At 62.8% G+C, this 23,188-nt stretch carries 21 protein-coding genes; 15 read left to right on the plus strand and 6 right to left on the minus strand.

The genetic code is table 11. The features are described from left to right. Nucleotides 1-179 precede the first annotated feature (179 nt). The 5 genes from truB to ACTHLA_RS02355 all read left to right on the plus strand — a co-directional run bounded on the left by truB (nt 180) and on the right by ACTHLA_RS02355 (nt 6,440). A complete protein-coding gene (gene truB, locus ACTHLA_RS02335; protein WP_440184965.1) occupies nt 180-1,130 on the plus strand; it encodes a tRNA pseudouridine(55) synthase TruB in 951 nt (316 codons plus the stop codon). Between the two features lie 27 nt (nt 1,131-1,157). Further along, nucleotides 1,158-1,427: a 30S ribosomal protein S15 gene (gene rpsO, locus ACTHLA_RS02340; protein ID WP_440184967.1), complete on the plus strand. Its 270-nt coding sequence runs from the start codon at nt 1,158-1,160 to the stop codon at nt 1,425-1,427. 258 nt (nt 1,428-1,685) lie between these two features. Continuing rightward, nucleotides 1,686-3,935: a polyribonucleotide nucleotidyltransferase gene (gene pnp, locus ACTHLA_RS02345; protein WP_440184970.1), complete on the plus strand. Its 2,250-nt coding sequence runs from the start codon at nt 1,686-1,688 to the stop codon at nt 3,933-3,935. Between the two features lie 267 nt (nt 3,936-4,202). Next, a complete protein-coding gene (locus tag ACTHLA_RS02350) occupies nt 4,203-5,201 on the plus strand; it encodes a hypothetical protein (protein ID WP_440184972.1) in 999 nt (332 codons plus the stop codon). 558 nt (nt 5,202-5,759) lie between these two features. After that, nucleotides 5,760-6,440 carry a pentapeptide repeat-containing protein gene (locus ACTHLA_RS02355; protein WP_440184975.1) on the plus strand — a complete coding sequence of 227 codons (681 nt, stop codon included), beginning with the start codon at nt 5,760-5,762 and terminating at the stop codon, nt 6,438-6,440. 88 nt (nt 6,441-6,528) lie between these two features. Here ACTHLA_RS02355 and ACTHLA_RS02360 read toward each other — a convergent pair whose 3' ends face one another. Beyond that, nucleotides 6,529-7,626: a CobW family GTP-binding protein gene (locus ACTHLA_RS02360; RefSeq protein WP_440184977.1), complete on the minus strand. Its 1,098-nt coding sequence runs from the start codon at nt 7,624-7,626 to the stop codon at nt 6,529-6,531. A gap of 299 nt (nt 7,627-7,925) precedes the next feature. Between ACTHLA_RS02360 and rplU the strand changes: the two genes are divergently transcribed. The 3 genes from rplU to ACTHLA_RS02375 all read left to right on the plus strand — a co-directional run bounded on the left by rplU (nt 7,926) and on the right by ACTHLA_RS02375 (nt 9,586). Next, nucleotides 7,926-8,453 (plus strand): 50S ribosomal protein L21, encoded by a 528-nt coding sequence (gene rplU / locus ACTHLA_RS02365; RefSeq protein ID WP_440184979.1) that lies wholly within the window; start codon nt 7,926-7,928, stop codon nt 8,451-8,453. 25 nt (nt 8,454-8,478) lie between these two features. Next, nucleotides 8,479-8,748 carry a 50S ribosomal protein L27 gene (gene rpmA / locus ACTHLA_RS02370; RefSeq protein WP_440184981.1) on the plus strand — a complete coding sequence of 90 codons (270 nt, stop codon included), beginning with the start codon at nt 8,479-8,481 and terminating at the stop codon, nt 8,746-8,748. A gap of 253 nt (nt 8,749-9,001) precedes the next feature. Next, nucleotides 9,002-9,586 carry a GNAT family N-acetyltransferase gene (locus tag ACTHLA_RS02375; protein ID WP_440184983.1) on the plus strand — a complete coding sequence of 195 codons (585 nt, stop codon included), beginning with the start codon at nt 9,002-9,004 and terminating at the stop codon, nt 9,584-9,586. Between the two features lie 29 nt (nt 9,587-9,615). Here the strand turns inward: ACTHLA_RS02375 and ACTHLA_RS02380 are convergent, their stop codons facing one another. The 4 genes from ACTHLA_RS02380 to ACTHLA_RS02395 all read right to left on the minus strand — a co-directional run bounded on the left by ACTHLA_RS02380 (nt 9,616) and on the right by ACTHLA_RS02395 (nt 12,998). Further along, a complete protein-coding gene (locus tag ACTHLA_RS02380) occupies nt 9,616-10,107 on the minus strand; it encodes a winged helix-turn-helix transcriptional regulator (RefSeq protein WP_440184986.1) in 492 nt (163 codons plus the stop codon). 397 nt (nt 10,108-10,504) lie between these two features. After that, nucleotides 10,505-11,038: a hypothetical protein gene (locus ACTHLA_RS02385; protein WP_440184987.1), complete on the minus strand. Its 534-nt coding sequence runs from the start codon at nt 11,036-11,038 to the stop codon at nt 10,505-10,507. A gap of 132 nt (nt 11,039-11,170) precedes the next feature. Further along, complete coding sequence (locus tag ACTHLA_RS02390; protein WP_440184989.1) at nt 11,171-12,463, minus strand: tetratricopeptide repeat protein; 1,293 nt, start codon at nt 12,461-12,463, stop codon at nt 11,171-11,173. Nucleotides 12,464-12,482: 19 nt separating this feature from the next. Next, nucleotides 12,483-12,998 carry an Lrp/AsnC family transcriptional regulator gene (locus ACTHLA_RS02395; protein WP_440184992.1) on the minus strand — a complete coding sequence of 172 codons (516 nt, stop codon included), beginning with the start codon at nt 12,996-12,998 and terminating at the stop codon, nt 12,483-12,485. A 168-nt stretch (nt 12,999-13,166) separates the two neighbouring features. On the opposite strand from ACTHLA_RS02395, the gene ACTHLA_RS02400 reads away from it, so the two are divergent. The 7 genes from ACTHLA_RS02400 to ACTHLA_RS02430 all read left to right on the plus strand — a co-directional run bounded on the left by ACTHLA_RS02400 (nt 13,167) and on the right by ACTHLA_RS02430 (nt 22,398). Further along, nucleotides 13,167-14,213: a glycosyltransferase gene (locus ACTHLA_RS02400; RefSeq protein ID WP_440184994.1), complete on the plus strand. Its 1,047-nt coding sequence runs from the start codon at nt 13,167-13,169 to the stop codon at nt 14,211-14,213. A gap of 43 nt (nt 14,214-14,256) precedes the next feature. Beyond that, nucleotides 14,257-15,279, plus strand: a complete 1,023-nt coding sequence (gene moaA / locus ACTHLA_RS02405; RefSeq protein ID WP_440184997.1) for a GTP 3',8-cyclase MoaA — start codon at nt 14,257-14,259, stop codon at nt 15,277-15,279. A 138-nt stretch (nt 15,280-15,417) separates the two neighbouring features. Then, the gene (locus tag ACTHLA_RS02410) at nt 15,418-18,888 is read left to right on the plus strand and encodes a response regulator (protein ID WP_440184999.1); all 3,471 of its coding nucleotides are present in this window, start codon (nt 15,418-15,420) and stop codon (nt 18,886-18,888) included. After that, nucleotides 18,873-19,739: a CheR family methyltransferase gene (locus ACTHLA_RS02415; RefSeq protein ID WP_440185001.1), complete on the plus strand. Its 867-nt coding sequence runs from the start codon at nt 18,873-18,875 to the stop codon at nt 19,737-19,739. The genes ACTHLA_RS02410 and ACTHLA_RS02415 overlap by 16 nt, the downstream gene beginning before the upstream one ends. Beyond that, on the plus strand, nt 19,739-20,311 hold the full coding sequence (locus ACTHLA_RS02420) for a chemotaxis protein CheB (protein WP_440185003.1): 573 nt from the start codon (nt 19,739-19,741) through the stop codon (nt 20,309-20,311). Before ACTHLA_RS02415 ends, ACTHLA_RS02420 begins: the two co-directional genes overlap by 1 nt. After that, nucleotides 20,308-21,915 (plus strand): response regulator, encoded by a 1,608-nt coding sequence (locus ACTHLA_RS02425; RefSeq protein WP_440185006.1) that lies wholly within the window; start codon nt 20,308-20,310, stop codon nt 21,913-21,915. Before ACTHLA_RS02420 ends, ACTHLA_RS02425 begins: the two co-directional genes overlap by 4 nt. A 102-nt stretch (nt 21,916-22,017) precedes the next feature. Continuing rightward, complete coding sequence (locus tag ACTHLA_RS02430) at nt 22,018-22,398, plus strand: response regulator (protein WP_440185009.1); 381 nt, start codon at nt 22,018-22,020, stop codon at nt 22,396-22,398. Between the two features lie 13 nt (nt 22,399-22,411). Here ACTHLA_RS02430 and ACTHLA_RS02435 read toward each other — a convergent pair whose 3' ends face one another. Beyond that, nucleotides 22,412-23,131, minus strand: coding sequence for a DUF4197 domain-containing protein (locus ACTHLA_RS02435; protein WP_440185011.1), 720 nt, complete (start codon nt 23,129-23,131; stop codon nt 22,412-22,414). Nucleotides 23,132-23,188 lie beyond the last annotated feature (57 nt).

Raw genomic sequence — 23,188 nt, forward strand, 5'->3', positions numbered from 1 at the left:
AATTCAGTATTTTTTTTTGGGTGCCATGTCTTCCAACACAAAACACCAGAGACCTTTGGTTGTGTTTGGTTTTGTGCTGTTTTTGGTGTGGGGGCGGCCCCACACCCAACCGTCCGGAGGCCCCCTCCGGCGAGACAAGCTCGCCACCTCCCCCGCAAGCAGGGGAGGAGGAATAAGACATGGCTCGTAAGAAAAAAGGCAATCCGATCCACGGCTGGATATGTTTTGACAAGCCGCTGGAGATGACCTCGACCTCGGCGGTCGGTAAGATACGCTGGCTGTTTCAGGCGCAGAAGGCCGGACATGCCGGGACGCTCGATCCGCTGGCGACGGGCGTTCTTCCGATTGCGCTGGGCGAGGCGACCAAGACCGTGCCGTACCTGATGGAGGCGGATAAGGTCTATAGTTTCACCATAGCCTTCGGGACCACGACCGACTCGTTCGACGCTGAGGGCCGGGTGACGGCGCAGTCCGAGGCGCGCCCGACGCAAGACGCGATTCAAAAATCCCTGCCCGCCTTTATCGGCGTGGTCGAGCAGGTTCCGCCCGCCTTTTCGGCCATCAAGGTCGATGGCAAGCGCGCCTATGATCTGGCGCGCGAGGGCGTCGAGGTTGAGCTGAAGGCGCGCGAGGTCGAGATTTTCGATCTGGCGCTCGACGCTTTTCATGGCGACAGCGCCGACTTTACCCTGCATTGCGGCAAGGGCACCTATGTGCGCTCGGTGGCGCGCGACCTGTGCGCCGAGCTGGGGGTTTGCGGCCATGTGTCGAGACTTCGGCGCGAGAGCGTCGGCGCGTTTGAAACAAAAGACTCAATAACGCTGGAAAAACTCGAAGAATTGGTGCATAGAGGCGCCCATCTTGAGGCTTTGCTCGCCGTCGGGACAGCGCTGGACGACATCCCGGCCCTGCCCGTGACGCCTGACGAGGCCGCGAGATTGAAGCAAGGCCGTGACCTTGTCCTCCTGCCCCGTCAGATAGACCTTATCTTCGAGGCTCTCAAAGCCCGCCGCGAGGCTGGTTTTGCCGAGTTTCCCGATACGGTTCAGGCGGTGTGCGGCGGCCAGGTGATCGCGCTTTGCGAAGCGCGCGGGCGGCATCTGCATCCCGTGCGTATCCTGAACCTTTGATCCTTGTTTTAGAAAAGGAAACACCCGATGTCGATTACAGCCGAACGCAAGTCGGACGTCATCAAGTCTCACGCCCGCGCCGCCAACGATACCGGCAGCGCCGAAGTGCAGATCGCGATCCTGTCGGAACGCATCGCCAACCTGACCGAGCACTTCAAGGAACACAAGAAGGACAACCACAGCCGCCGCGGCCTCCTGAAAATGGTGTCGCAGCGTCGCCGCCTTCTTGACTACCTGAAGAACCGCCATGTTGAGCGCTATCAGGCGATTATCGAAACCCTCGGCCTGCGCCGCTAGGTTTTGCACCATCAGGAGGGCCTGAAGGCGACTTCAGGCCCTCTTGCTTAATCTGAAGGTTCGCTTATCCGGCGAACCCGATATGAGGGCCACCTGCTGTCAAGGTGGCTGACCTTCTATCCGGCGGCGTGATCCGCATGCCGACGGAAATTCACAGGGTTCAAGGAAACTTAAGAAGAACCCTCTCATGACGCCGCTCCGATAGCGGCGGGTCTTGGCGGCATGGGGCCGCTCAAAGGCCAGAACGAAAGACGAAATATGTTCGATATCAAAAGAAAAACGATCGAGTGGGCGGGACGCAAGTTCACGCTGGAAACCGGCCGCGTCGCCCGTCAGGCCGATTCCGCCGTGCTGGCCACCTATGGCGAGACCACCGTGCTGGCCACGGTCGTCTATGCCCGCAAGCCCAAGCCGGGTCAGGACTTCTTTCCGCTGACCGTCAACTATCAGGAAAAGACCTTTGCCGCCGGCAAGATTCCCGGTGGTTATTTCAAGCGCGAAGGCCGTCCTTCGGAAAAGGAAACGCTTGTCTCGCGCCTGATCGACCGTCCGATCCGCCCGCTGTTCGTCAAGGGTTTCAAGAACGAAGTGCAGGTCGTCTGCACGGTCCTGTCGCACGACATGGAAAATGACCCGGATATCGTGGCCATGGTCGCGGCCTCGGCGGCGCTGACCTTCTCCGGCGTGCCCTTCATGGGCCCGATCGGCGGCGCGCGCGTCGGCGTGATCGATGGCGAGTACGTGCTGAACCCGACCCTGGACCAGATGAAGGAGTCCGACCTCGACCTGGTGGTCGCCGGGACGCAGGACGCCCTGATGATGGTCGAGTCCGAAGCGCAGGAACTGTCGGAAGACAAGATGCTCGGCGCCCTGATGTTCGCGCATCGCGGCATGCAGCCGATGATCGACGCCATTATCGAAATGGCCGAGCACGTCGCCAAGGAGCCGTTCGAGTTCGAACCGGAAGACTTCTCCGGCATCGTGGCCGACATCAAGAAGCTGGTCGGTCAGGACATCCGCGACGCCTACACGATTCAGGAAAAGCACCCGCGCCACGAAGCGGTCGGCGCGGCCAAGGCCAAGGCCGCTGAAGCTTTGGTCGTTTCCGAAGCCAACCCGGACGGCGTCGAGGCGACCAAGTTCGCCGCCGCCTTCAAGGAATGTGAAGCCGAGGTTCTGCGTCGCGACATTATCGAGCACGGCAAGCGTGTCGATGGCCGCGCCGTCGATAAGGTCCGCGCCATCGTGTCGGAAGTCGGCATCCTGCCGCGCACCCACGGTTCGGCCCTGTTCACCCGCGGCGAGACGCAGGCCCTTGTGGTCGCGACGCTCGGCACCGGCGAGGACGAGCAGTTCATTGACGCGCTGGAAGGCACGTACAAGGAAAAGTTCCTGCTGCACTATAACTTCCCGCCGTATTCGGTTGGCGAAACGGGCCGCATGGGCTCGCCGGGCCGCCGCGAAATCGGCCACGGCAAGCTGGCCTGGCGCGCGGTGCGTCCGATGCTGCCGGCGACGGAAGACTTCCCCTATACGATCCGTCTGGTCTCGGAAATCACCGAGTCGAACGGTTCGTCCTCGATGGCGACCGTGTGCGGTTCGTCGCTGGCGCTGATGGATGCGGGCGTGCCGCTGAAAAGCCCGGTGTCGGGCATCGCCATGGGCCTGATCCTTGAGCCGTCAGGCGAATACGCCATCCTGTCGGACATTCTGGGCGATGAAGATCACCTGGGCGATATGGACTTCAAGGTGGCGGGTTCCGCCAACGGCATCACCTCGCTGCAAATGGACATCAAGGTGGCCGGCATCACCGAGGAGATCATGACCAAGGCGCTGCGTCAGGCGAATGCCGGGCGCATGCACATCCTGGGCGAGATGAACAAGGCGATTTCGGGCGCTCGTGAGGAGCTGGGCGAGTTCGCGCCAAAGATCGAAACGATCAAGATCGCGACCGACAAGATCCGCGAAGTCATCGGTTCGGGCGGCAAGGTCATCCGCGAAATCGTGGAAAAGACCGGCGCCAAGATCGACATTTCCGACGACGGCACGATCAAGATCGCGGCCAATGATCAGGAAAAGATCGACGCGGCGCGCGACTGGATCAAGTCGATCGCTTCGGAGCCGGAAGTTGGCGCCATCTATAAGGGCAAGGTCGTGAAGATCGTCGATTTCGGCGCCTTCGTGAACTTCTTTGGCGCCAAGGACGGTCTGGTGCACATCAGCCAGATCAAGCCGGAAAAGATCGCCAAGGTGTCGGACTTCCTGAACGAAGGCGATGAGGTCAAGGTGAAGTTCCTCGGCTTCGACGATCGCGGCAAGACCAAGCTGTCGATGAAGGTGGTCGATCAGGAAACCGGCGAAGATCTGACGGAAAAGCTGGAAGCTGAACGCGCCGAGCGTGCGGCGGCCCGCGCCGCCGCTGGCGAGGAACCGGAGCTGGAAACGGCTGACGGTGGTGAGGAGCGCTCCGAGCGCCCGCGCCGCCCGCGTCGTCCGCGTCGCGACTAGTAACGGGGTGAAGGGGCCAATGGCCCCTTCGTCTTCTTCAAGACAAACAATCAGGGCGGTCCCGCAAGGGGCCGCCCTTATTGTTTGTTTTCAAGACGAGGGGTCATCAACCCCTCGACCCCGTAATGGGACGCGGTTAGCCCCATTACCCGGACAGGTTCCATCACATATCCCATCCAAAACCTTCTTTCAGGTGACAAACCGCCGCGATATGGCTATGTCTTGTCAGACATAATCGCCGAAAATGGCGCACCTGGGAGGACAATTATGAAACTTGTTATGGGCCTTGCCGCCCTGATGTCGCTGACTCTTGTCAGCGCCGCCGTCGCGCAGAACGGCCCACCGCCGAACATGCCGCAGTTTCCGAAGCAGACGCCGGAGGAAAAGGCGAAATCCGACGCCGATCAGGCCGCCTACGCCAAGGCACCGGACACCGAAGGCAAGGGGCCTTACGCGGCGATGAAGGAACAGGACCCAAGCCTGCCCAACCATGTCGTCTATCGTCCGAAAGATCTGTCCAAGGTCGCGCCGGGCGCTCTGGGCATTGTCGCCTGGGGCAATGGCGCCTGTTCCGCCGATGGCGCCTCCTCGCGCCTGCATCTGGCCGAGCTGGCCTCCTACGGCTATGTCGTCGTCGCGCCGGGCGGCGTCTATTCCGGTCCCGGTTCGACCCCGGAGCCGCAGCGTCCGGCGGGCGCGGGCGGTTTTACGCTGGCCACCACCGGCGACGACGTCAAGGCGGGGCTTGAGTGGGCGCTGGCTGAAAACGCGCGTCCGGGCAGCCCCTATTACGGCAAGATCGACCCGAACAAGATCGCCGTGTCCGGCTTTAGCTGCGGCGGCATTCAGGCCATCGGGCTGGCGGGCGATCCGCGCGTCAAGGCGGTGATCATCGACAACAGCGGAACCTTCCCCGATGGCAATAACTTCCTGTCGGCGCTGGGCGTCACCAAGGCGACGCTGAAGACCCTGCATACGCCGGTCCTCTATATCCTCGGCGGCCCGAAGGACATTGCCTATAATAACGGCATGGACGATTTCGAGCAGATCAACCATGTGCCGGTCATGGTGGCCGCCAACAACGCCGGTCATGGCGGCGACTTCCTACGCCCCAATGGCGGTCCGTCCGCCCATGTGGCGGTGGAATGGCTGCAATGGCAGTTGCGCGGCGACAAGACCGCCGAAGCCTATTTTGTCGGCGAGGATTGCGGCCTGTGTACGGACAAGGCCTGGACGATCAAGCGCAAGAACTTTCCGACGCAGTAGTCAAGGGTCGCGTTTGTCGCTCCTTGAAAGGGCGATCCCTTAGGGGACGCCCTTTTTTGTCTTGGAGAACGAAGGGCCAGTTGGCCCCTTCACCCCTTAGCGAGACAGGGTTAGTTTGTCTCGTAGGGCGGAGGTGGCCATGTGGTTATTGAAAATCTTAAAAACGATTTTGACGCTTGGTTTGAGTACGACAGTCGTCACGGCGTCATTTTTCCTCAGCCTAAACCTCTGGGATCATTTCCATGACAACGAAACCTGGTCATCGCTACTGTCACCAATGAATATGAGATTCATGTTGGGTATCTGGCTTTTGGCCTTAGCCTTGAGTCTTTTCCTTGGCCTGATAAGCCATGCCCTTCTTTGGGCAGCAAAACTCAGATCCTGTCCTTACTATCTCTTAGCCGGGTGCCTAGGCGGTTGCGCCATATCGCTTCTATTCGGCTTGAAGAATATAGGCTTCTTGATTTTAGTGCTATGCGCGGTTGGAATCGCATTGATTTTTTGGCTCGTCAGGCGGCCTGATCGTGACGAGGTATTGACGCGATGAACATGACAGACATGGCCCCAACCATCCTAACCGACAAAATTCTCGACCGCGGCGCGGTGCTGCTGCTGGCTAATGCAGGCGAGCCGGTTCAGCTTGTCGGCTGCGAGCTGGAGGAGCTGGACCTGTCGGATATGATCCTGAACGGCTGGGTGTTCGAGGACTGTATCCTGAAGAAGTCGAAATTCGCTTCGGCCAAGCTGGAGGGGGCGCGGTTTAGCAAGTGCAAGGCGGCGCAGGCCGATTTCACCAGCGCGGCGCTGGTCGAGGCGGTGTTCGAGGGCTGCGACCTCAACAATGTCCGCTTTCGCGGCGCGCATGTCGCGCAGGCGCGGTTTAACGCCTGCAAGCTGACCGGGGCGGATTTCAACGACGCCAAGTCGCTGGATGCGACGTTTGAGGGTTGCCGGTTGAACGATGCGCGGTTGCGCGGGTTTGCGTTCAAGGGGGTGACGCTGAAATCGCTCGACCTGAGCAATGCCGACCTGCGCAATTGCGATTTCCGCGATGTGGTGTTCGAGGATTGCTCGCTTCGCGACGCCGATCTGGGCCATGCGCGCTTTGAAGGCGCGGACCTGCGCGGTACGGATATTGGCGGGGTCCGGTTGGAGGACGCCAAACGCTTCAAGGGCGCGACCATATCGCGGTCGCAGGCGGCGGAATTGCTGTCGGAGCTGGGGTTGAAGGTGAGGTAGGGGGGCTAAGTCAGAAACCCCACCACCACGCCCTTTGGGCGCGGTCCCCCTCCCCAAACGCTGCGCGTTCAGGGAGGTATAAGAGTGATTACGCGGCGATGGTGGCGTTGAAGCCTTCGCGGAGTTCCTGCTCATTGAGGTGGCGGCCGATGAAGACGGCGCGGGAGATGCGCGGTTCGTCCGCCTTCCATTGGCCTTGCAGGTCGCCTTCCAGGATCATGTGGACGGCTTGGAAGACCAGGCGCTTGTCTTCGCCCTGTACGTTGAGGATGCCCTTGGCGCGCAGGATATCGACGCCCTTTTCCGCCAGCAGCTTATCCAGCCACATCGTAAAGCGGCGCCCGTCGATCGGCTTGTCCGTGCTGAGCGACACTGAGCGGATCTCTTCGTCGTGGATCGGGTTGATGTGGTGCGAACAATGCTCGTCATGCACATGACCGGCCTCGCCATGCGCCGGATTGTGGTGCTGGTGATGATCGTGGTCGTGGTCATGATGATGATGGTCATGATCATGGTGATGATGATCGTGGTGATCGTCCTCGCCGATGGCGTCGATCTTGCTCAGGTCGAAGCGGTGCTGGTTCAGCAGGCTGTCGATGGCGACGCCGGAACGCTCGGCGCGGGTGATGCGCGCCAGCGGGTTCAGGCCCTTGAGGCGGGCCTCAACCTCATCAAGCTTTTCAGGGCTGACCAGATCGGTTTTGTTGAGGATGATGTTGTCGGCGAAGGCGACCTGTTCCTTGACCACCTTGTCGGTGTCCAGCGCCGCCTCGAAATGGCGCGCATCGACCAGGGCGGTGACGGAATCGAGATAGGTTTTCGCCTTGACGTCCTCATCGACGAAGAAGGTCTGCGCCACCGGGCCGGGATCGGCCAGGCCGGTGGTTTCAACGATAATGGCGTCGAACTTGCCTTTCCGCTTCATCAGGCCAGAGAGGATGCGGATCAGGTCGCCGCGCACCGTGCAGCACACGCAGCCATTGTTCATCTCGAACACTTCTTCGTCGGCGCCCACGATCAGGTCGTTGTCGATGCCGATCTCGCCGAACTCGTTGACGATAACCGCGTATTTCTTGCCGTGGTTTTCCGACAGGATGCGGTTCAAAAGCGTCGTCTTGCCCGCGCCCAGATAGCCGGTCAGCACGGTGACGGGAGTCTTTTGCGAAACGGGAGCGGAATCGGGCATGGCGGGGCCTTTTGGGTGTTACTTTATAATCGGCTTTTAAGTATGCCATTGCGGCGTGAAATCAAGTCCGTGACGCGCGCGCTTGCGCAAATCGCGCAAAGCAGCTTAGAAGCTTGAAGCGACGCGCCAAAAACGGCAAATAAAACGCCGCGCCGGTTGACTCACCCGCATTCCTCTGTATAAGTCGCCGCCTCTCGCCCGAAGGCCTTGCGCCTTCTGGGGCGTTTTCCATTTTCTTTCTCGCGCAAGCCTTTGCAGCTCCTGCATTTGTTTTGCGCCACTTGCATAAGGTTCTGACCATGTACGCGGTCATCAAAACGGGCGGTAAGCAATACCGTGTTGCGGCTGGCGATCTGATCAAGGTCGAAAAGCTGGAAGGTGAAGCCGGCGCCGCCGTGACCTTCAACGAAGTGCTGATGCTGGGCGACGAAGCCGGCGCCGTGGTCGGCGCTCCGCTGGTTGACGGCGCGGCGGTCGAGGCGACCCTGATCGAAACCCGCAAGGGCGAGAAGGTCCGCATCTTCAAGAAGACCCGCCGTCAGGGCTATCGCCGCACCAACGGCCATCGTCAGATCGAATCGGTTTTGCGCGTCACCGCCATTTCCGGCGCCGGCAAGTCGGCCAAGTGGGACGGCGTCGTCTCGCTGACCCCGCTGGCCGAGCTGAACGCCCGCGCGCGCAACCTCGCGCCGCGTGGTCTGGCCGCCGCCATCGAAACCCCGGCTGTCGAAGCCGCTCCCGTGGCTGAAGAAGCCCCCGCTCCCGCCAAGAAGAAGGCCGCGCCGAAGAAGAAGGCCGCTGCTGAATCCGAAGCCGGCGAAGCGTAAGCGCAAGATTTAAGGAGATCCTCCCATGGCTCACAAAAAATCCGGCGGTTCGTCCCGCAACGGTCGCGACTCAGAAGCCAAGCGCCTCGGCGTAAAGCGTTTCGGCGGTGAAAATGTCCTCGCGGGCAATATCATCGTGCGTCAGCGCGGCACCAAGTTCTGGCCGGGCGCCAATGTCGGCCTTGGCCGCGACCACACCCTTTTCGCCACGGCCCACGGCCAGGTGAAGTTCACGACGAAGCGCGACAACCGTTGTTACGTTTCGATCGAGCCGGTGGCGCAGGCCGCCGAATAGGCATGATCCTCACATTTCGGATCGTGCTTGAGATTTAAGCCGATCCGGACCTGAGATTTGAGCGGGAGTCCGGATTTCACCGGGCTCCCGTTTTGCATATTCAGGTCTGCGCTGGCGCGAATGTCATCCCGGCCTGAAAATGTGATCCCGCTCAAAATCCATATGGGGTGGAACTGACACAGTTCGACCCTAAATAGGCCTAAGACGGGCGCGATAAAAAGGTCGCTTCGTCACGGGTGAGAGGAGACGAGCCATGATCGCGCGCATTCAGGAACCGATCCCCGCAACCAGAAGCGGGACGGACACGCCAACCGCCATCGAAACCTTACGGCTGAGTCTGACCGGCTTTAAGCCCTCCGACCTGGACGCCCTGGTCGCCATTTTCGCTGACCGCGATACGGCCCGCATGACGCATGCCGTCCCGCATCCGTTCAGCGAGGGCGACGCTGTGTCGCGGCTGGCGCGCATGATGCAGGCGCCGGACGCGCACTGGGCGATCCGCACCGGCGACGAGACGCTGATCGGAACGATCAGCCTGACGCGCGGCGCGTGTGGACAGGCGGCGGACCTGCACACCTTCGGGCCGAACCTGAGCGTCTTCATCGCGCCCGATCATCAGCGTCAGGGGTATGCCACCGAGGCCATTGACGGGCTTTTGCGCCGGATCAAGAAGCGCAAGACCCACAAGGTGATCCACGCCGCGCACTTCGCCGATAATCTGGCCTCGGCGCGGTTGCTGGTCCACGCCGATTTTCTGTACACCGGACGGCGCACGCTGGAGACTTCGCTGGCGCGCGAGGGCGAACATCAGGCCCTGCACATGATCCGGTTGCTGTAACGAAAAAGGGAGCCTTGAAGGCTCCCTTTTTATTCGGCCGCCATCGCCTGTTTGGCCAGTTCGGCGATGGATTTGGCTTCGGGATTGCGGTGGCGTTCAATGTCGCCCGGCAGCATCTGCTGTTCGCAGTGCGCGCAGTAGATCACCGGCTTGATGCGGTTGCCGCAGCTATGGAAACCCTCGATCAGCGGCTTTTCGTCCTGATAGACATAGGTTTGGCCCCAATCGACCATGTGCAAAAGGATGCCGCGCAGGGCGCGCCCCTTTTCGGTCAGCAGATATTCGTGGCGCTGTGGGCGCTCGCAATAGAGGCGGGTCTCGAAAATGCCGTTGGCGACCAGATGTTTGAGCCGGGCGGCGAGCACATTGCGCGCCAGACCGAGCGAATCCTGCCATTGCTCGAACCGCGTCAGGCCGCGGAAGGCGTCGCGGATGATCAGCAGGGTCCACGGCTCGCCGATAATGTCGAGGCAGGCGGCGGAGGCGTCGCGTTGGCGGGAATAATCGGCGGAACGACCCATGAGCATGTATCCTGGCAAACGGTCACCGGCTCTGATGCCGATGCGACTGATACGCAAGATAGGGTGTGTTCCGTCGCCAAAAAAGACGCGAGTGGGATTTTTTTGCACACGAAAGTCGTAAAACTTCGGTAGGTTGAAAACATGGGCGCCGCCTCAGGCGGGTATGGGAAGCCCACGGACTGAAGCGCCTGATTTTCATGCATTCGCGGCGTATAACGCCCAAGTTTTCTAAGGATTCGCGGCGTATAACGCCCGGATTTTTAAGGATTGGCGGCGTATAACGCCCAGGTTTTCTAAGGATTGGCGGCGTATAACGCCCAAGTTTTTTTTTAGGGATTCGCGGCGTATAACGCCCAAGTTTTTTTTAGGGATTCGCGGCGTATAACGCCCGGATTTTCTAAGGATTCGCGGCGTATAACGCCGCGAGGGCATGCGCCATCATATCTTCGTCGCTGCGCACGAAGTCCTGCGCGAACTGATCATCCGAGGCCTGCCAGTGGATCAGCAGGCTGGCGCCGCCCGCCATGCCCAGCATCAGGCTGTCATGGGCGGCGGTGACGCTGCCCGCGCAATCGGTGGAGAAGCTGCCGCAATCGCCCGCATAGGAACCCGCCGCGACGACGCGCAGATCCGGTTGCGCGCCCGCTTCGGCGTCGAAGCTGGTGACGCGGACGTCCTTGACGCCGTTGACCGTATTCAGCTCGACATGGACGGCGATACGGCTGGAGCCGGGCTCGGCGACCAGAACCACGCGGTCCATGCGACCGTCGCCGTCGAAATCTCCGCTGCGCGGCAGGTCGGCGGCGCTTGGGGTCAGGGCGCTGAAATCAGGCGTCAGGCTGGACGCATGGGCCGCGCCCTCAATCGCCAGACCGGCCATCGCCAGAGGTAAAACCGCCGCCAGAACACAACCGCGTAAAGCTGAAACCACCGTAACCACCCTTTTGTTTTATGGGGCGGCTGTGCCGTTTCCGGTCAGTCGCCTCCGCCTCGCATGTGTCTCCTGCAAGGCGAATACCAGCTTTGCCACAAAGCTTATTGGGCGACAACAAGAATTTATTAACTATTCAGATGGCTGTTTTTCTTCGGGTTTCTCAGATGCTGGCAGGCTGACTGCGGCGATGGCGGCGGGTTCCGGCTTGGGGTTGAGCGCAGCGCCGCCCGGATCGAGATTGTCCCACTGACTGCGCGACACGAAGATGAAGTGATCGCCATCGACCACGCCTTGCGCCGGTTGCGAAAGCTGGCTGTCGTCGCGCGCGACCACGTCCGCGCCGGTGACCGCGCTCCAGTCGGGACTCAGATGCAGTTGCAGCACCTTGTTCGGCTTGAAGCCGTTTTGCACGGCGACCAGATCGCCGCCGTGAACCGACAGGGAGGTCAGGCCCAGCAGCGAGACGCCGTCCGGCGCTTTCAGATGCGTCATCTCGCCGGAGTTCAGGTCGATGCGGTAGAGGCCGGAGATGAAGTCGGCGACGATCAGCACGCTGGCCTCGGCGTTTTCGGCCAGACCCTGCGGGCTGTCCATATAGCCTTCGGGGATCAGGGTCTGCAGATCGCCCGCATAGCCATTGAGCCGCAGCACCGCGCCGTGATTGCTGTCGATGACATAAAGGTCGTCGCGTCCGGCCAGAAAATGCCCGAACTGCGCATCGTCTGCGCCAGTGGCGATCGTCTTCACCGCGCCGTCCTTCGGGTCGATGGTGACGATCTTGGAGGCCGCCGGTTTTTTCGGATCGTAGCCCTCGGTCTGGCGCGTCGCGGCGGTGGCGGCCCACAACAGGCCGTCGCGCAGGGCCAGACCGTAGGCGGCGACGCCGGGACGGAAGGTCAGCACGTCATGGCCGCCCTTGGGGTCGAGCGCGATGATCTTGCCGTTGCGCACTGTGGCGACGTACAGGCTCTGCGTCTGCGGATCATAGGCCAGGGCGTTGGGGATGGTGAAGCCGGGCAGGCTGGCCGCGACGTGCAGGTCGCCGACGACCGCCGTGTTCGCGGCCTGCTGTTTGGCCAGATCGTCGTTCCACAGGGTGCGGAATTCGGTGTTCTGCTTCAGATCGACCAGATAGCCGCGGTCAAGATAATCGGTGAGGGCCGCGGTGGCGAGGTCGCGTTTGTTGGCTTTCAGCGCGGTCTGCGCCTCCAGCAGCAGGATCGACGGCGAATCGGGGATCAGGGCCTGGGCGCGCCGAAAGTTGGCGAAGGCGGCATTGGGGTCTTTCCAGTCGAGCGCCTGCATGCCGGAGTCGCGATACTGACGGAACTTGCCGAGATCAGAAGCCGGATCGACGGTCTGGGCCATGACGGGCGCAGCCGCCAGCAGGGCCAGAAACGGCGCGATGTAGCGGATCGGCATGAGGCGCTCCTTTTAAGGTTTACGCGCCCGCCGCCTTCTTGTCGGCGACCGAAGCGCGGTTGTCGGCGAGCAGGATCGGCACCGCCGTGGTGGCGCGCACCGAACGCATGATGATGCGACTTTCTACCCCGGAGACGAGGTCTGAGGCCAGCAGCTTGTCGCGCAAAAAGTCATCATAAGTATGCATGTCTTTTGTAAGGACGCGCAAAATATAGTCCTCATGGCCGGTGACCGTGTCGCAACTGACGACTTCGGGCCAGTCGGCCAGACGCGCCTCGAAGGCTTCGAGATTGGCGCGCGACGGCAGGGATAGTTTCACCGATACATAAACCTCGAAGCCAAGGCCGAGCTTCTCCGGGTCGAGCAGGGTGACGCGTTTGCGGATGACGCCGATATCCTCCAGCCGCTTGATGCGACGCCAGCAGGGAGAAGGGGAAAGCCCGACCTTATCGGCCAGGTCGGCGACGGATACGGAGGAGTCTTCCTGAATCAGGGTCAGGATTTTCGCGTCAAGCTCATCGATCAGATCGGACAAAATATTTCCCCGGCGTCAGTATGCGGCACAACTCAACGTCACTATCCGCTCGTTTTCGGAAATTTTCCACCGCCGCGAAAGGTCGCAGGCGATTTTCCCGAACAGGTGTTTTAAATATGTCAAAACTCGCCTAGGTTCCGGGCACTTTTGCACGTTACGGGATGAGGGATGCGGATTCTCAACATCATGCTGGCCGAGAGGCGCGGCGGGGTCGAAACCATGTCCCTGCGCTATCATGCGGCGCTGAAGGCGTCCGGGGTCAGCGTGCTGAGCATGGGCCATCCGCACGGCGTGCTGGGCGAGGCCCTGATGCGTGGGGAATTGCCGGGGGACGAGTTTCGCCCGGTCCACGCCCTGTTCAATCACGACCCGTTCGCCGCCGCGCGCATCCGGGCCGCTGCGCGCGAGTTTCAGCCCGATCTGGTGCTGACCCATGGCAATCGCGCCACCGGCATCTGTCTGTTGCCGTTTCTCGGCACGGCGGCGCGCACCGTGCAGGTGATCCATAATTTCCGCCTCAAGGGTCAGATCGAACGGGTGCGCGCCGCCATCTGCGTCTCGGCCTCGGTGACGCAGAGCGTGCGCGACAGACATCCCGGCCTGCCGGTCTATGAGCTGGCCAATTTCGGCCCCTTGGGCGTGCGGCCCGTCAAACCGGCGCCGCAAGGCGTGGTGACGTTGGGCGTACTGGGGCGGCACCATGTCAATAAGGGATTCGACGTGATGCTGCGCGCCTTCGCCCTGTTGCGCCAGCGCGGGCTTGATCTGAGCTTGCGCATCGGCGGCGACGGGCCGGAGCGCGGCGCGCTGGAGCGGCTGGCGCGCGAGCTGGGCGTGACCGACCGGGTGGAGTTTGTCGGCTGGGTCGATGCGCCCGCCGACTTTATGCACGGGCTTGACCTGTTCGTGCTGCCGTCGCGCGTCGAGCCGTTCGGGCTGGTCGTGGCCGAGAGCATGGCGGCAGGCGCTCCGATCATCGCCACCGGCATTGACGGGCCAGAGGAAATCTTATTGGGCGGCCAATTGGGCGGCCTATGCGCGCCGGACAATCCGCAGGCTCTGGCGGACGCCATAGCGGCGGCGCTGTCCGACTGGCCCGCGACCTCGCGGCGGGCTGAGGCGGCGCAGGATTATGCGCTCGGCCATTTCAGCCTTGAGGCGGGCCGCGAACGCCTGATCAGCACGCTTGACGCCATTCTTACGGAAAGCCGTTAGCCGAGGCTTGTGCGCTTGTTTTTGCGCGCCTAAGTATGGAGCCATGACCGCGCCCGCCCCCCTTATCGACGGTTTTGGCCGCCGCATATCCTATGTGCGGTTATCGGTGACGGACCGCTGCGACCTGCGCTGCGCCTATTGCATGAGCGAGCATCCGGCCTTTCTGCCGCGCCGCGATCTTTTGAGTTTCGATGAGCTGGAGACCCTGTGCGGCTTTCTGATCGCGCGCGGGGTCGAGCGGTTGCGCGTCACCGGCGGCGAGCCGCTGGTGCGCAAGGGCGTGCTCGACTTTCTGAGCCGGGTCGGCGAACACGTCCATGCCGGACGGCTCAAGGAACTGACCCTGACCACCAACGGCACCCAGCTTGAACGGTTCGCGCCGGGGCTGGCGGCGGCGGGGGTGCGGCGGATCAATGTTTCGTGCGACACGCTGAAGCCGGATGTGTTCCGCAGCCTGACGCGCGGCGGCGATCTGGCGCGCGTGCTGGCCGGAATTGAGGCGGCGCAGGGTGCGGGGTTGAAGGTCAAGCTCAATGTCGTGGCGCTGGCGCAGGACAATCGGGAGGAAATTCCCGATCTGATCGCTTTTGCGCATCAGCGCGGCATGGATATTTCGCTGATCGAGACCATGCCGCTGGGCGACGAGGTCGAGGGCCGCGAGGCGCAGTTCGTCTCGTTGCGCGACGTGCTGGCCGAACTGCAAAGCTTCTGGACCGTCGAACCGGTCAGCGAAACGACCGGCGGTCCCGCGCGCTATTACCGCGTGGCGGAGACGGGCGGCAAGCTGGGCCTGATCACGCCGCTCAGCCATAATTTCTGCGATACCTGCAATCGTGTGCGCATCACCTGCACGGGCAGGCTCTATATGTGCCTGGGGCAGGACGATCATGTCGATCTGCGCGCCGCTTTACGGGATGGCGGCGGCGAGGCGGGTCTGGCGGCGGCCTTGCAGACGGCGCTGGCGAAAAAGCCGCAACGGCACGATTTTTTCATCGACGCGCCGGGACTGACGGCGCCGGAGCGGCGCTATAGGCCCGCGCGCACCATGTCGGCGACGGGTGGCTGATCAGGACTAACTGTCCGTCTTTATGGAATTTTTATTTCCAATTCCCGCCTTCTTATTGGATGCTTGCCGCCGCCGACCTAGGGTCCGGGTTTTCACGCTGGTCTTTACGGGACGGGCGGCGCAGGGGAATGGCTGAGAATGAGCATGACGACGAGCGCGCCGCAGGTTCGACGGCAGATGCGCATGGATATCGGCGTATCGCTGGGCCTGTCGCTGGTGGCGGTGTTTTTCGTCCTGAGCGGCGTCGTCTCCTGGCTCAATATCCGCACCCTGAACGACGACGCCGACCGCATCGCCCAGACGCATGAGGTCATTTTGGGCCTCAACCAGATTCTCTCGACCATGAAGGACGCCGAAACCGGCCAGCGCGGCTATGTGCTGACCGGGCAGGAGTCCTATCTGCAGCCCTATGACAACGCCTTGAACTCGATCGAGGAGCAGGTGCTCAAGGTCGAGCAGGAAACGCAAGGCCAGCCGGAGTTTCAGCGCCGCATGGCGCCGCTGAAGTCGCATATCGCCGCCAAGCTGAACGAGCTGGCTCAGACCATAAGCCTGCGGCGCGAGCGCGGCTATGAAGCGGCGCTCGATATGGTGCAAAGCGACAGCGGCAAGACCGATATGGACGCCATCCGCGCGCAGATCGCCCAGATGCAGGGCGATGCGGAGCAGGAGCGCGAACGGCGCGTGACCGAGATGGACCACGCCTTCACGACGGCGGTGATCAGCGTGACGGTCACCGCGATTATCGGCGTTTTGCTGGCCGGACTGATCACCCTGATCATCTCGCGCGCTTCGGCTTCGCGGCGGCGCGAGGCATGGCTGCAGGCCGGTCAGGTTGGTCTGTCGGCGGCGGGCGTCGGCGAGCAGAGGCTGAACCAGCTTGGCGACAGCCTGCTCGATTTTCTCAGCGGCTATCTCGGCGCCGAGGCGGGCGTCTTCTATGTCCTGAGCGAAGGTCTTTACCGCCGCGTCGCCACCTTTGGCCTGCCGGAAAAGAGCGATGCGCCGATGCAGTTCCGCAACGGCGACGGCCTGCTGGGCGAGGCGGCGCAGTCGGGGCGCGCCATGGCGCTCGCCGACCTGCCGGAAAGCCATCTGGCGGTCGGGGCGGCGCTGGGGCAATGGCGGCCGCGTCATGTGGTGATCGCCCCCGCCGCGCATGAGGGCCGCGTCGAGGCGGTGATCGAACTCGGTTTCTTAAAGCCGATCCCGCCGCAGAGTCTGGAGCTGATGGCGCGGTTGTCCGACCTGATTGGCGTGGCGGTGCAGTCGGCCAAGTACCGCGCGCATCTGCAACAGCTTCTGGAGGAGACGCAGCGTCAGTCCGAGGAGTTGCAAAGCCAGTCCGAGGAGCTGCGCGTCAATAATGAGGAGCTGGAGGAGCAGAGCCGGGCGCTGAAGGAATCGCATGCGCGGCTGGAGCAGCAGCAGGCCGAGCTGGAGCAGACCAACGCCCAGCTTGAGGAGCAGGCGGCGATTCTGGAAAATCAGAAGGATGACCTGAACCGCGCCAAGTCGGATCTTGAGGCCAAGGCGCGTGAACTGGAGCAGGCCAGCCGCTACAAGTCCGACTTCCTGGCCAATATGAGCCACGAATTGCGCACCCCGCTCAATTCGTCGCTGATCCTGGCCAAGCTGCTCAGCGACAACCCGGACGGTAATCTGACCGAGGAGCAGGTCAAGTTCGCCCGCACCATCCAGTCGTCGGGCAATGATCTGCTGGTTCTGATCAACGATATTCTCGACCTGTCCAAGATCGAGGCGGGCCAGATGGACATCCGCCCCGAAGCGGTGTCTTTGCAACGGCTGCTGCGCGATATGGAGCGCACCTTCGAGCCGGTGGCCAAACAGAAGGGGCTCACCTTCCGGGCCGAGATCGAGGGCGAGCCGCCCGGCCAGATCGACACCGACCGGCTGCGGCTGGAGCAGGTGCTGAAGAATCTGCTGTCCAACGCGATCAAGTTCACCGGCAAGGGCGAGGTGCGCCTGACCCTGTCGCCGCTGGGCGAGGACCGGTTGCGGCTGGCGGTGCGCGACACCGGCATCGGCATTTCCAAAGAGCATCAACAGACGATTTTCGAGGCTTTCCGGCAGGCGGACGGCACGATCAACCGCCGCTATGGCGGCACGGGTCTTGGCCTGTCGATCTCGCGCGAACTGGCGCGGTTGCTGGGCGGGCGCATCACGCTGGAGTCCACGCCGGGCCAGGGTTCGACCTTCGCCATCGAAATCCCGCTGACCTACGATGCGGGCGCGGTGGCGGCGCCGGAAGTCCTGCCGGTCGCTTCGCCGGAGCCGGAGACCCTGGCCGAGACTGCGGCGCCCAAAACAAAGAAGACCAAGGCGGCCCGCAGCCTGCCGGGGCCGCGTTTTCATGACGACCGCGACGCGCTGTCGCCCGATCGGCGCACGCTGCTGATCGTCGAGGACGATGAGACCTTTGCGCGCATCCTGTACGATCTGTCGCATGAGCAGGGCTTTCAGTGCGTGGTCGCCGCCACCGCCGAGGCGGCGCTCGATGCGATGGAACCCTATCAGCCGTCCGCCGTGCTGCTCGATATCGGCCTGCCCGACCATTCCGGCCTGTCGGTGCTGGACCGCCTGAAGCGCGACGTCAAAACGCGCCACATCCCTGTGCATGTCGTGTCCGGCAATGATTATCAGCATACCGCCCTGTCGCTGGGCGCGGCGGGCTATATGCTCAAGCCCGTCAAGCGCGAGGAGCTGGTCGGCGCCTTCCGTCAGCTTGAGACGCGGCTGTCGCGCTCGGTCGGGCGCATCCTGATCGTCGAGGACGACGACGTGCAGCGCGAGAGCGTGGCGCGCCTGCTCAAGACCGGCGATGTTGAAACCGTGGCGGTCGGCACGGCGGCGGACTGTCTGGAGCTGCTCAAGACCCAGACCTTCGACTGCATGGTGCTGGACCTGAACCTGCCCGACGCCACCGGCTATTCGTTGCTGGAAACCTTAAGCCAGGAGGACGCCTATTCCTTCCCGCCGGTCATCGTCTATACCGGCCGAGATCTGAGCGCGGACGACGAGCAGCGCCTGCGCCGCTATTCCAATTCGATCATCATCAAGGGCGCCAAATCGCCGGAGCGCCTGCTCGATGAGGTGACCCTGTTCCTGCATCAGGTGGTGTCGGAGCTGTCGAGCGAGCAGCAGAGCCTGCTGAAAAAGGCGCGCAATCGCGACTCGATGCTGGAGGGTCGCCGCATCCTGATCGTCGAGGACGATGTGCGCAATGTCTATGCCGTCACCAACATCTTCGAGCCGCTGGGCGCGGTGATCGAGATCGCGCGCAACGGCAAGGAGGCGCTCGACGTGCTGGACCGCAGCAATGGCGGGCTGAAAAAGGGCGAGCGCGGGCCGGACAGCGTCGATCTGGTGCTGATGGATGTGATGATGCCGGAAATGGACGGGCTGACCGCGACGCGCGAAATCCGCAAGCGCAAGGCATGGGCCAAGCTGCCGGTCATCATGCTGACCGCCAAGGCGATGAAGGACGATCAGGAGCGCTGCCTGGAGGCGGGCGCCAATGACTATATGGCCAAGCCGCTCGATGTCGAGAAGCTGATTTCGCTGGTGCGCGTATGGATGCCCCGCTGAGCGCCCCCCCTTTCAACGAACCGGGCGCGCCGCGCACCGAGGATATAGAGCTGCGCCTGTTGCTGGAGGCGGTGTTCCAGAAGTATCATTACGACTTTCGCGGTTATGCGATGGCTTCGATCAAACGCCGCATGGCGCAGGCGCGCCAGCATTTTCGTGTCCAGACCTTTACGCAATTGCAGGATCTGGTCCTGCACGACGACGCCATGATGGGGCAGTTGCTGCCGTTTCTGACCGTGCAGGTGTCGGAAATGTTCCGCGACCCGGCCTATTTCCGCGCCATTCGCGAAAAGGTGGTGCCGCACCTGAAGACCTGGCCATCGCTGAAGGTGTGGATTGCGGGCTGTTCGACCGGCGAGGAGCTGTATTCTTTCGCCATCCTGTTTCGCGAGGAGGGGCTGGAAAGCCGCACCCTGTTCTACGCCACCGATATCAACGCCGAGGCGCTGGCGCGGGCGGAGGCGGGAGTGTACAGCCTCGACCGCATTCGCCAGTTCACCGAAAATCACCGTTTGTCCGGCGGCAAATCGTCCCTGTCCGACTATTACACCGCCGCCTATGGCGCCGCCTCGTTCGACAAGTCCTTACGCAAGAACGTGGTGTTTTCCGATCACAGTCTGGCGACCGACGCGGTCTTCGCCGAGACGCATATGGCGTCGTGCCGCACTGTGCTGATCTATTTCGACCGCGCCTTGCAGGACCGCGCCATCGGCCTGTTCAAGGAGTCGCTGACGCACAAGGGGTTTTTGGGCCTCGGCTCAAAGGAGACCTTGCGCTTTTCGTCCGAGGCCGACGCCTTTGTCGATTTCGCGCGCGAGGAGCGCATCTATCAGAAGCGGGAGCGCGACTGATGGGACGGATCAGAAAAGCGGTGGTGATCGGGGCTTCGGCGGGCGGTCTGGGCGCGTTGTCAGCGGTGCTGACGCCGCTGCCGCATGATTTTCCTGCGCCGGTCATGGCCGTGATTCACCTGCCGCCCGACCGCGACAGCATGGTTCCGGCCCTGCTGGCCGAGGGGTGCGCGCTCAGGGTCGTCGAGGCCGAGGACAAGATCGCCGCCGAGGCGGGCTGCGTCTATTTCGCCCCGCCCGACTATCATCTGCTGGTCGAGCTGGACGGGCGGTTATCGCTGTCGAGCGACGATCCGGTGCTGTTTTCCCGGCCCTCGATCGACGTTCTGTTCGAGAGCGCGGCGGACGCTTACGGGGCCGGTCTGACGGCGGTGGTGCTGACCGGCGCCAATGAGGACGGCGCCGCCGGCGCGCGCGCCGTGGCCAGCGCGGGCGGGCGGGTGATCGTGCAGGAGCCGCAAAGCGCCTACGCCACGGCCATGCCGCTGGCCGCCGCCGCCGCGGTGCCCGCCGCAGCGGTGCTGCCGCTAAACGCCATCGCCGCCGAGCTGTTGCGCGAGGTCGCCGCATGACCCAGATGACAATGCCCCATTTCGACACGCCCGCGCCCATCCTGATCGTTGACGATCTGGAGGAAAATCTTCTGTCGCTGGAGGCGGTGCTGCGTCAGGACGGGTTGGAGATCATCAAGGCGCGCTCCGGCGCCGACGCGCTGGAGATCCTGCTCAAGCGCGATGTCGCCCTGGCCCTGCTCGACGTGCAGATGCCGGATATGGATGGTTTTGAGCTGGCCGAGACGCTGCGCGGCAATTCGCGCACGCGACAGATTCCGATCATCTTCCTGACCGCCGGATCGACCGACCGCCAGCGGCGCTTTCGCGGTTATGAATCGGGCGCGGTCGATTTTCTCGAAAAGCCGCTGGAGCCGGACATTTTGCGCTCCAAGGTCGCCGTCTTCTGCGAACTGTACGGCCAGCGCCGCCAGATCGCCGTGCAGCGCGATAATCTGCGCGCCTTTTCCGAGCAGAATATGCGTCTGCTCAAAGAATCGCGCGCCTATGCCGAGGCGCTGAAACAGGCCGATCAGCGCAAGGATGAGTTTCTGGCCACCCTGGCGCATGAATTGCGCAATCCTTTGGCGCCGATCCGCAACGGTCTGCAAATCCTGCGCATGGCGCCGGAAGGGCCGCGCGCCGAGGAGGTGCGCGGCATGATGGATCGCCAGCTCACCCATCTGGTGCGGCTGATCGACGACCTGCTCGACGTGTCGCGCGTCAGCCGGGGCAAGATCGACCTGCGCCGCGTGCGCATGAAGTTGCAGGACGCGATCGCCGCCGCCATCGAGGCGTCGAAACCACTGATCGAAGCCAGCGGTCACGAACTGACGCTGGACGTCCCCGAAGAGCCCTTGTGGCTGGACGGCGACCTGACGCGGCTGGCGCAGGTGGTGTCGAACCTGCTCAACAACGCCGCCAAATATACGGCGGAGGGCGGACAGATCGCGCTGAGCGTCGCGCGGCGCGGCCATGTCGCCGACATTACGGTCAGCGACAACGGGCTTGGCATTGACGCGGCCATGCTGCCGCGCGTCTTCGAACTGTTCGCCCAGTCCGATGAACATCTGGAACGCGCGCAGGGCGGGCTGGGCATCGGTCTGGCCCTGGTGTCCAAACTGGTCGAGATGCACGGCGGCTCGACGCGGGCGGCGTCGGAAGGGGTCGGACGCGGTTCGCAGTTCACCGTCACCCTGCCTCTGGCCAGCGGCGAGGGCGAGGCGTTGGAGGCGGCGCCCGGCGACGAGGGCAGGGCGGCTTCGCTGCATGTGCTGGTCGTCGATGACAATGTCGATTCGGCGCAGACGACGCGCTGGATGCTGGAGCTGAACGGGCATATTCCGTCGGTGGCGCATGACGGACCGACGGCGCTGACGGAGGCGAAACGTCTGAAGCCGGACGTGATCCTGCTCGATATCGGCATGCCGGGCATGGACGGTTATGAAGTCTGCCGCCGCCTGCGCAGCCTTCCCGAAACGCAAGGGGCGGTGATCATCGCCCAGACCGGTGGGGGACAGGAAAGCGACCGGCAAAAGGCGTTCGAGGCGGGTTTCGACCACCACATCACCAAGCCGATCAGCCTCGACGCGCTCAACGCCCTGCTGGTTCAGGTCAAGGTCTGACTTATGATGATTTTACAAATCGGAAACAGGCTTGCTAGTTTGCCCTTATCAGGCGGCTGACAGTGTGCGAACCGGGCGCAGCGTAACAGGGGAAGGACCGGCATGAGCGAACCCATGCGCGTCATGATCGTCGAGGATAACGAGGCTCTGGCCCAGACGACCGGCTGGCTGGTCGAGATGCTCGGCTACGACTACCGGCTGGCTCTGTCCGGCAAGGCGGCGTTGGAGCAGGTCGGCGATTACCACCCCCATGTCATGATGCTCGATCTGGGCCTGCCCGGCATCAGCGGCTATGACCTGTGCCGCATGCTGCGCCAGCGCCCGGAACTGGCCGATACGGTCTTCATCGCCCAGACCGGCTGGAGCGAGGCCGAACACCGCCGCCAGTCCGCCGAGGCGGGCTTTCATCACCATCTGGTCAAGCCGCTGGCGCTGGAAAAGCTGGAAATGGTGCTGGGCGAGATCGCCAAGGCCAAGGCTTAACCGGGACTCGGCCTCAGCCGAACACGGTGCGCAGAATCTGGCTGGTGCGCTTGGCCGGATCGCGGCGGATGGCGGTTTCTTCGACCCCGACATAGTGGAACAGGCCGCTCAGGGCCAGACCGACGGCGTATTGACCCAGATAGGTTCTGGCGTCGGTCCTGACGACGCCCTGCAAGCGGTTGCGACGGATGGCGCGGTCAAGATAGTCAACGGCGCCAGTCGATTGCAGCGCGTTCTCCATCGGCGGCGTGAAGGCGGCGGTCAGGCGCGGCGTCGTGGTTTTGCGCAGATAATCGGTCCCGGCGGTGTCGCCGCCTCTGACGACGCCGATGGCGTCCTTGATGGTCATGGCGGTGATGGCGTCGAGGAACAGGCCTTTGGCGACCGGCGCGGCGGCTTCGGCGGCGCGGTTCATGCGCAGGTGAACATCGTCGAGCAGAGCCGACTGACCGAGCGGCTTCAGCACGGCCTGCGTGGTCGCCAGCGGTTTCGGCAGGGGAATGCGGATGGCGGAATCGCCCCAGTAGCCGTCGGTCTTCGATACGCGCGTCACCGCAGCGACGGTTCCGTTGCTGAGCGCCTCGCGCAGGCCGCTGGCGGCGCTGGTTTCGCTCAGGCCGCCGGAGCGCTTTTTCTGCGCGGCGTTCAGCAGGTCCTTGAGAGACTGCGCCTGCGCGGCGGCAGGCGCAAGGCTAAAGACGGCCAGGCCGATGATCAGATCGCGTCGTTGCATAAGCGCCCCCTTGACTTAGAGCGGACCAGATTACCGCATCTGACCGCCAAGGCAATG

The organism is Asticcacaulis sp., from assembly GCF_051956075.1.
Lineage (GTDB): Bacteria > Pseudomonadota > Alphaproteobacteria > Caulobacterales > Caulobacteraceae > Asticcacaulis.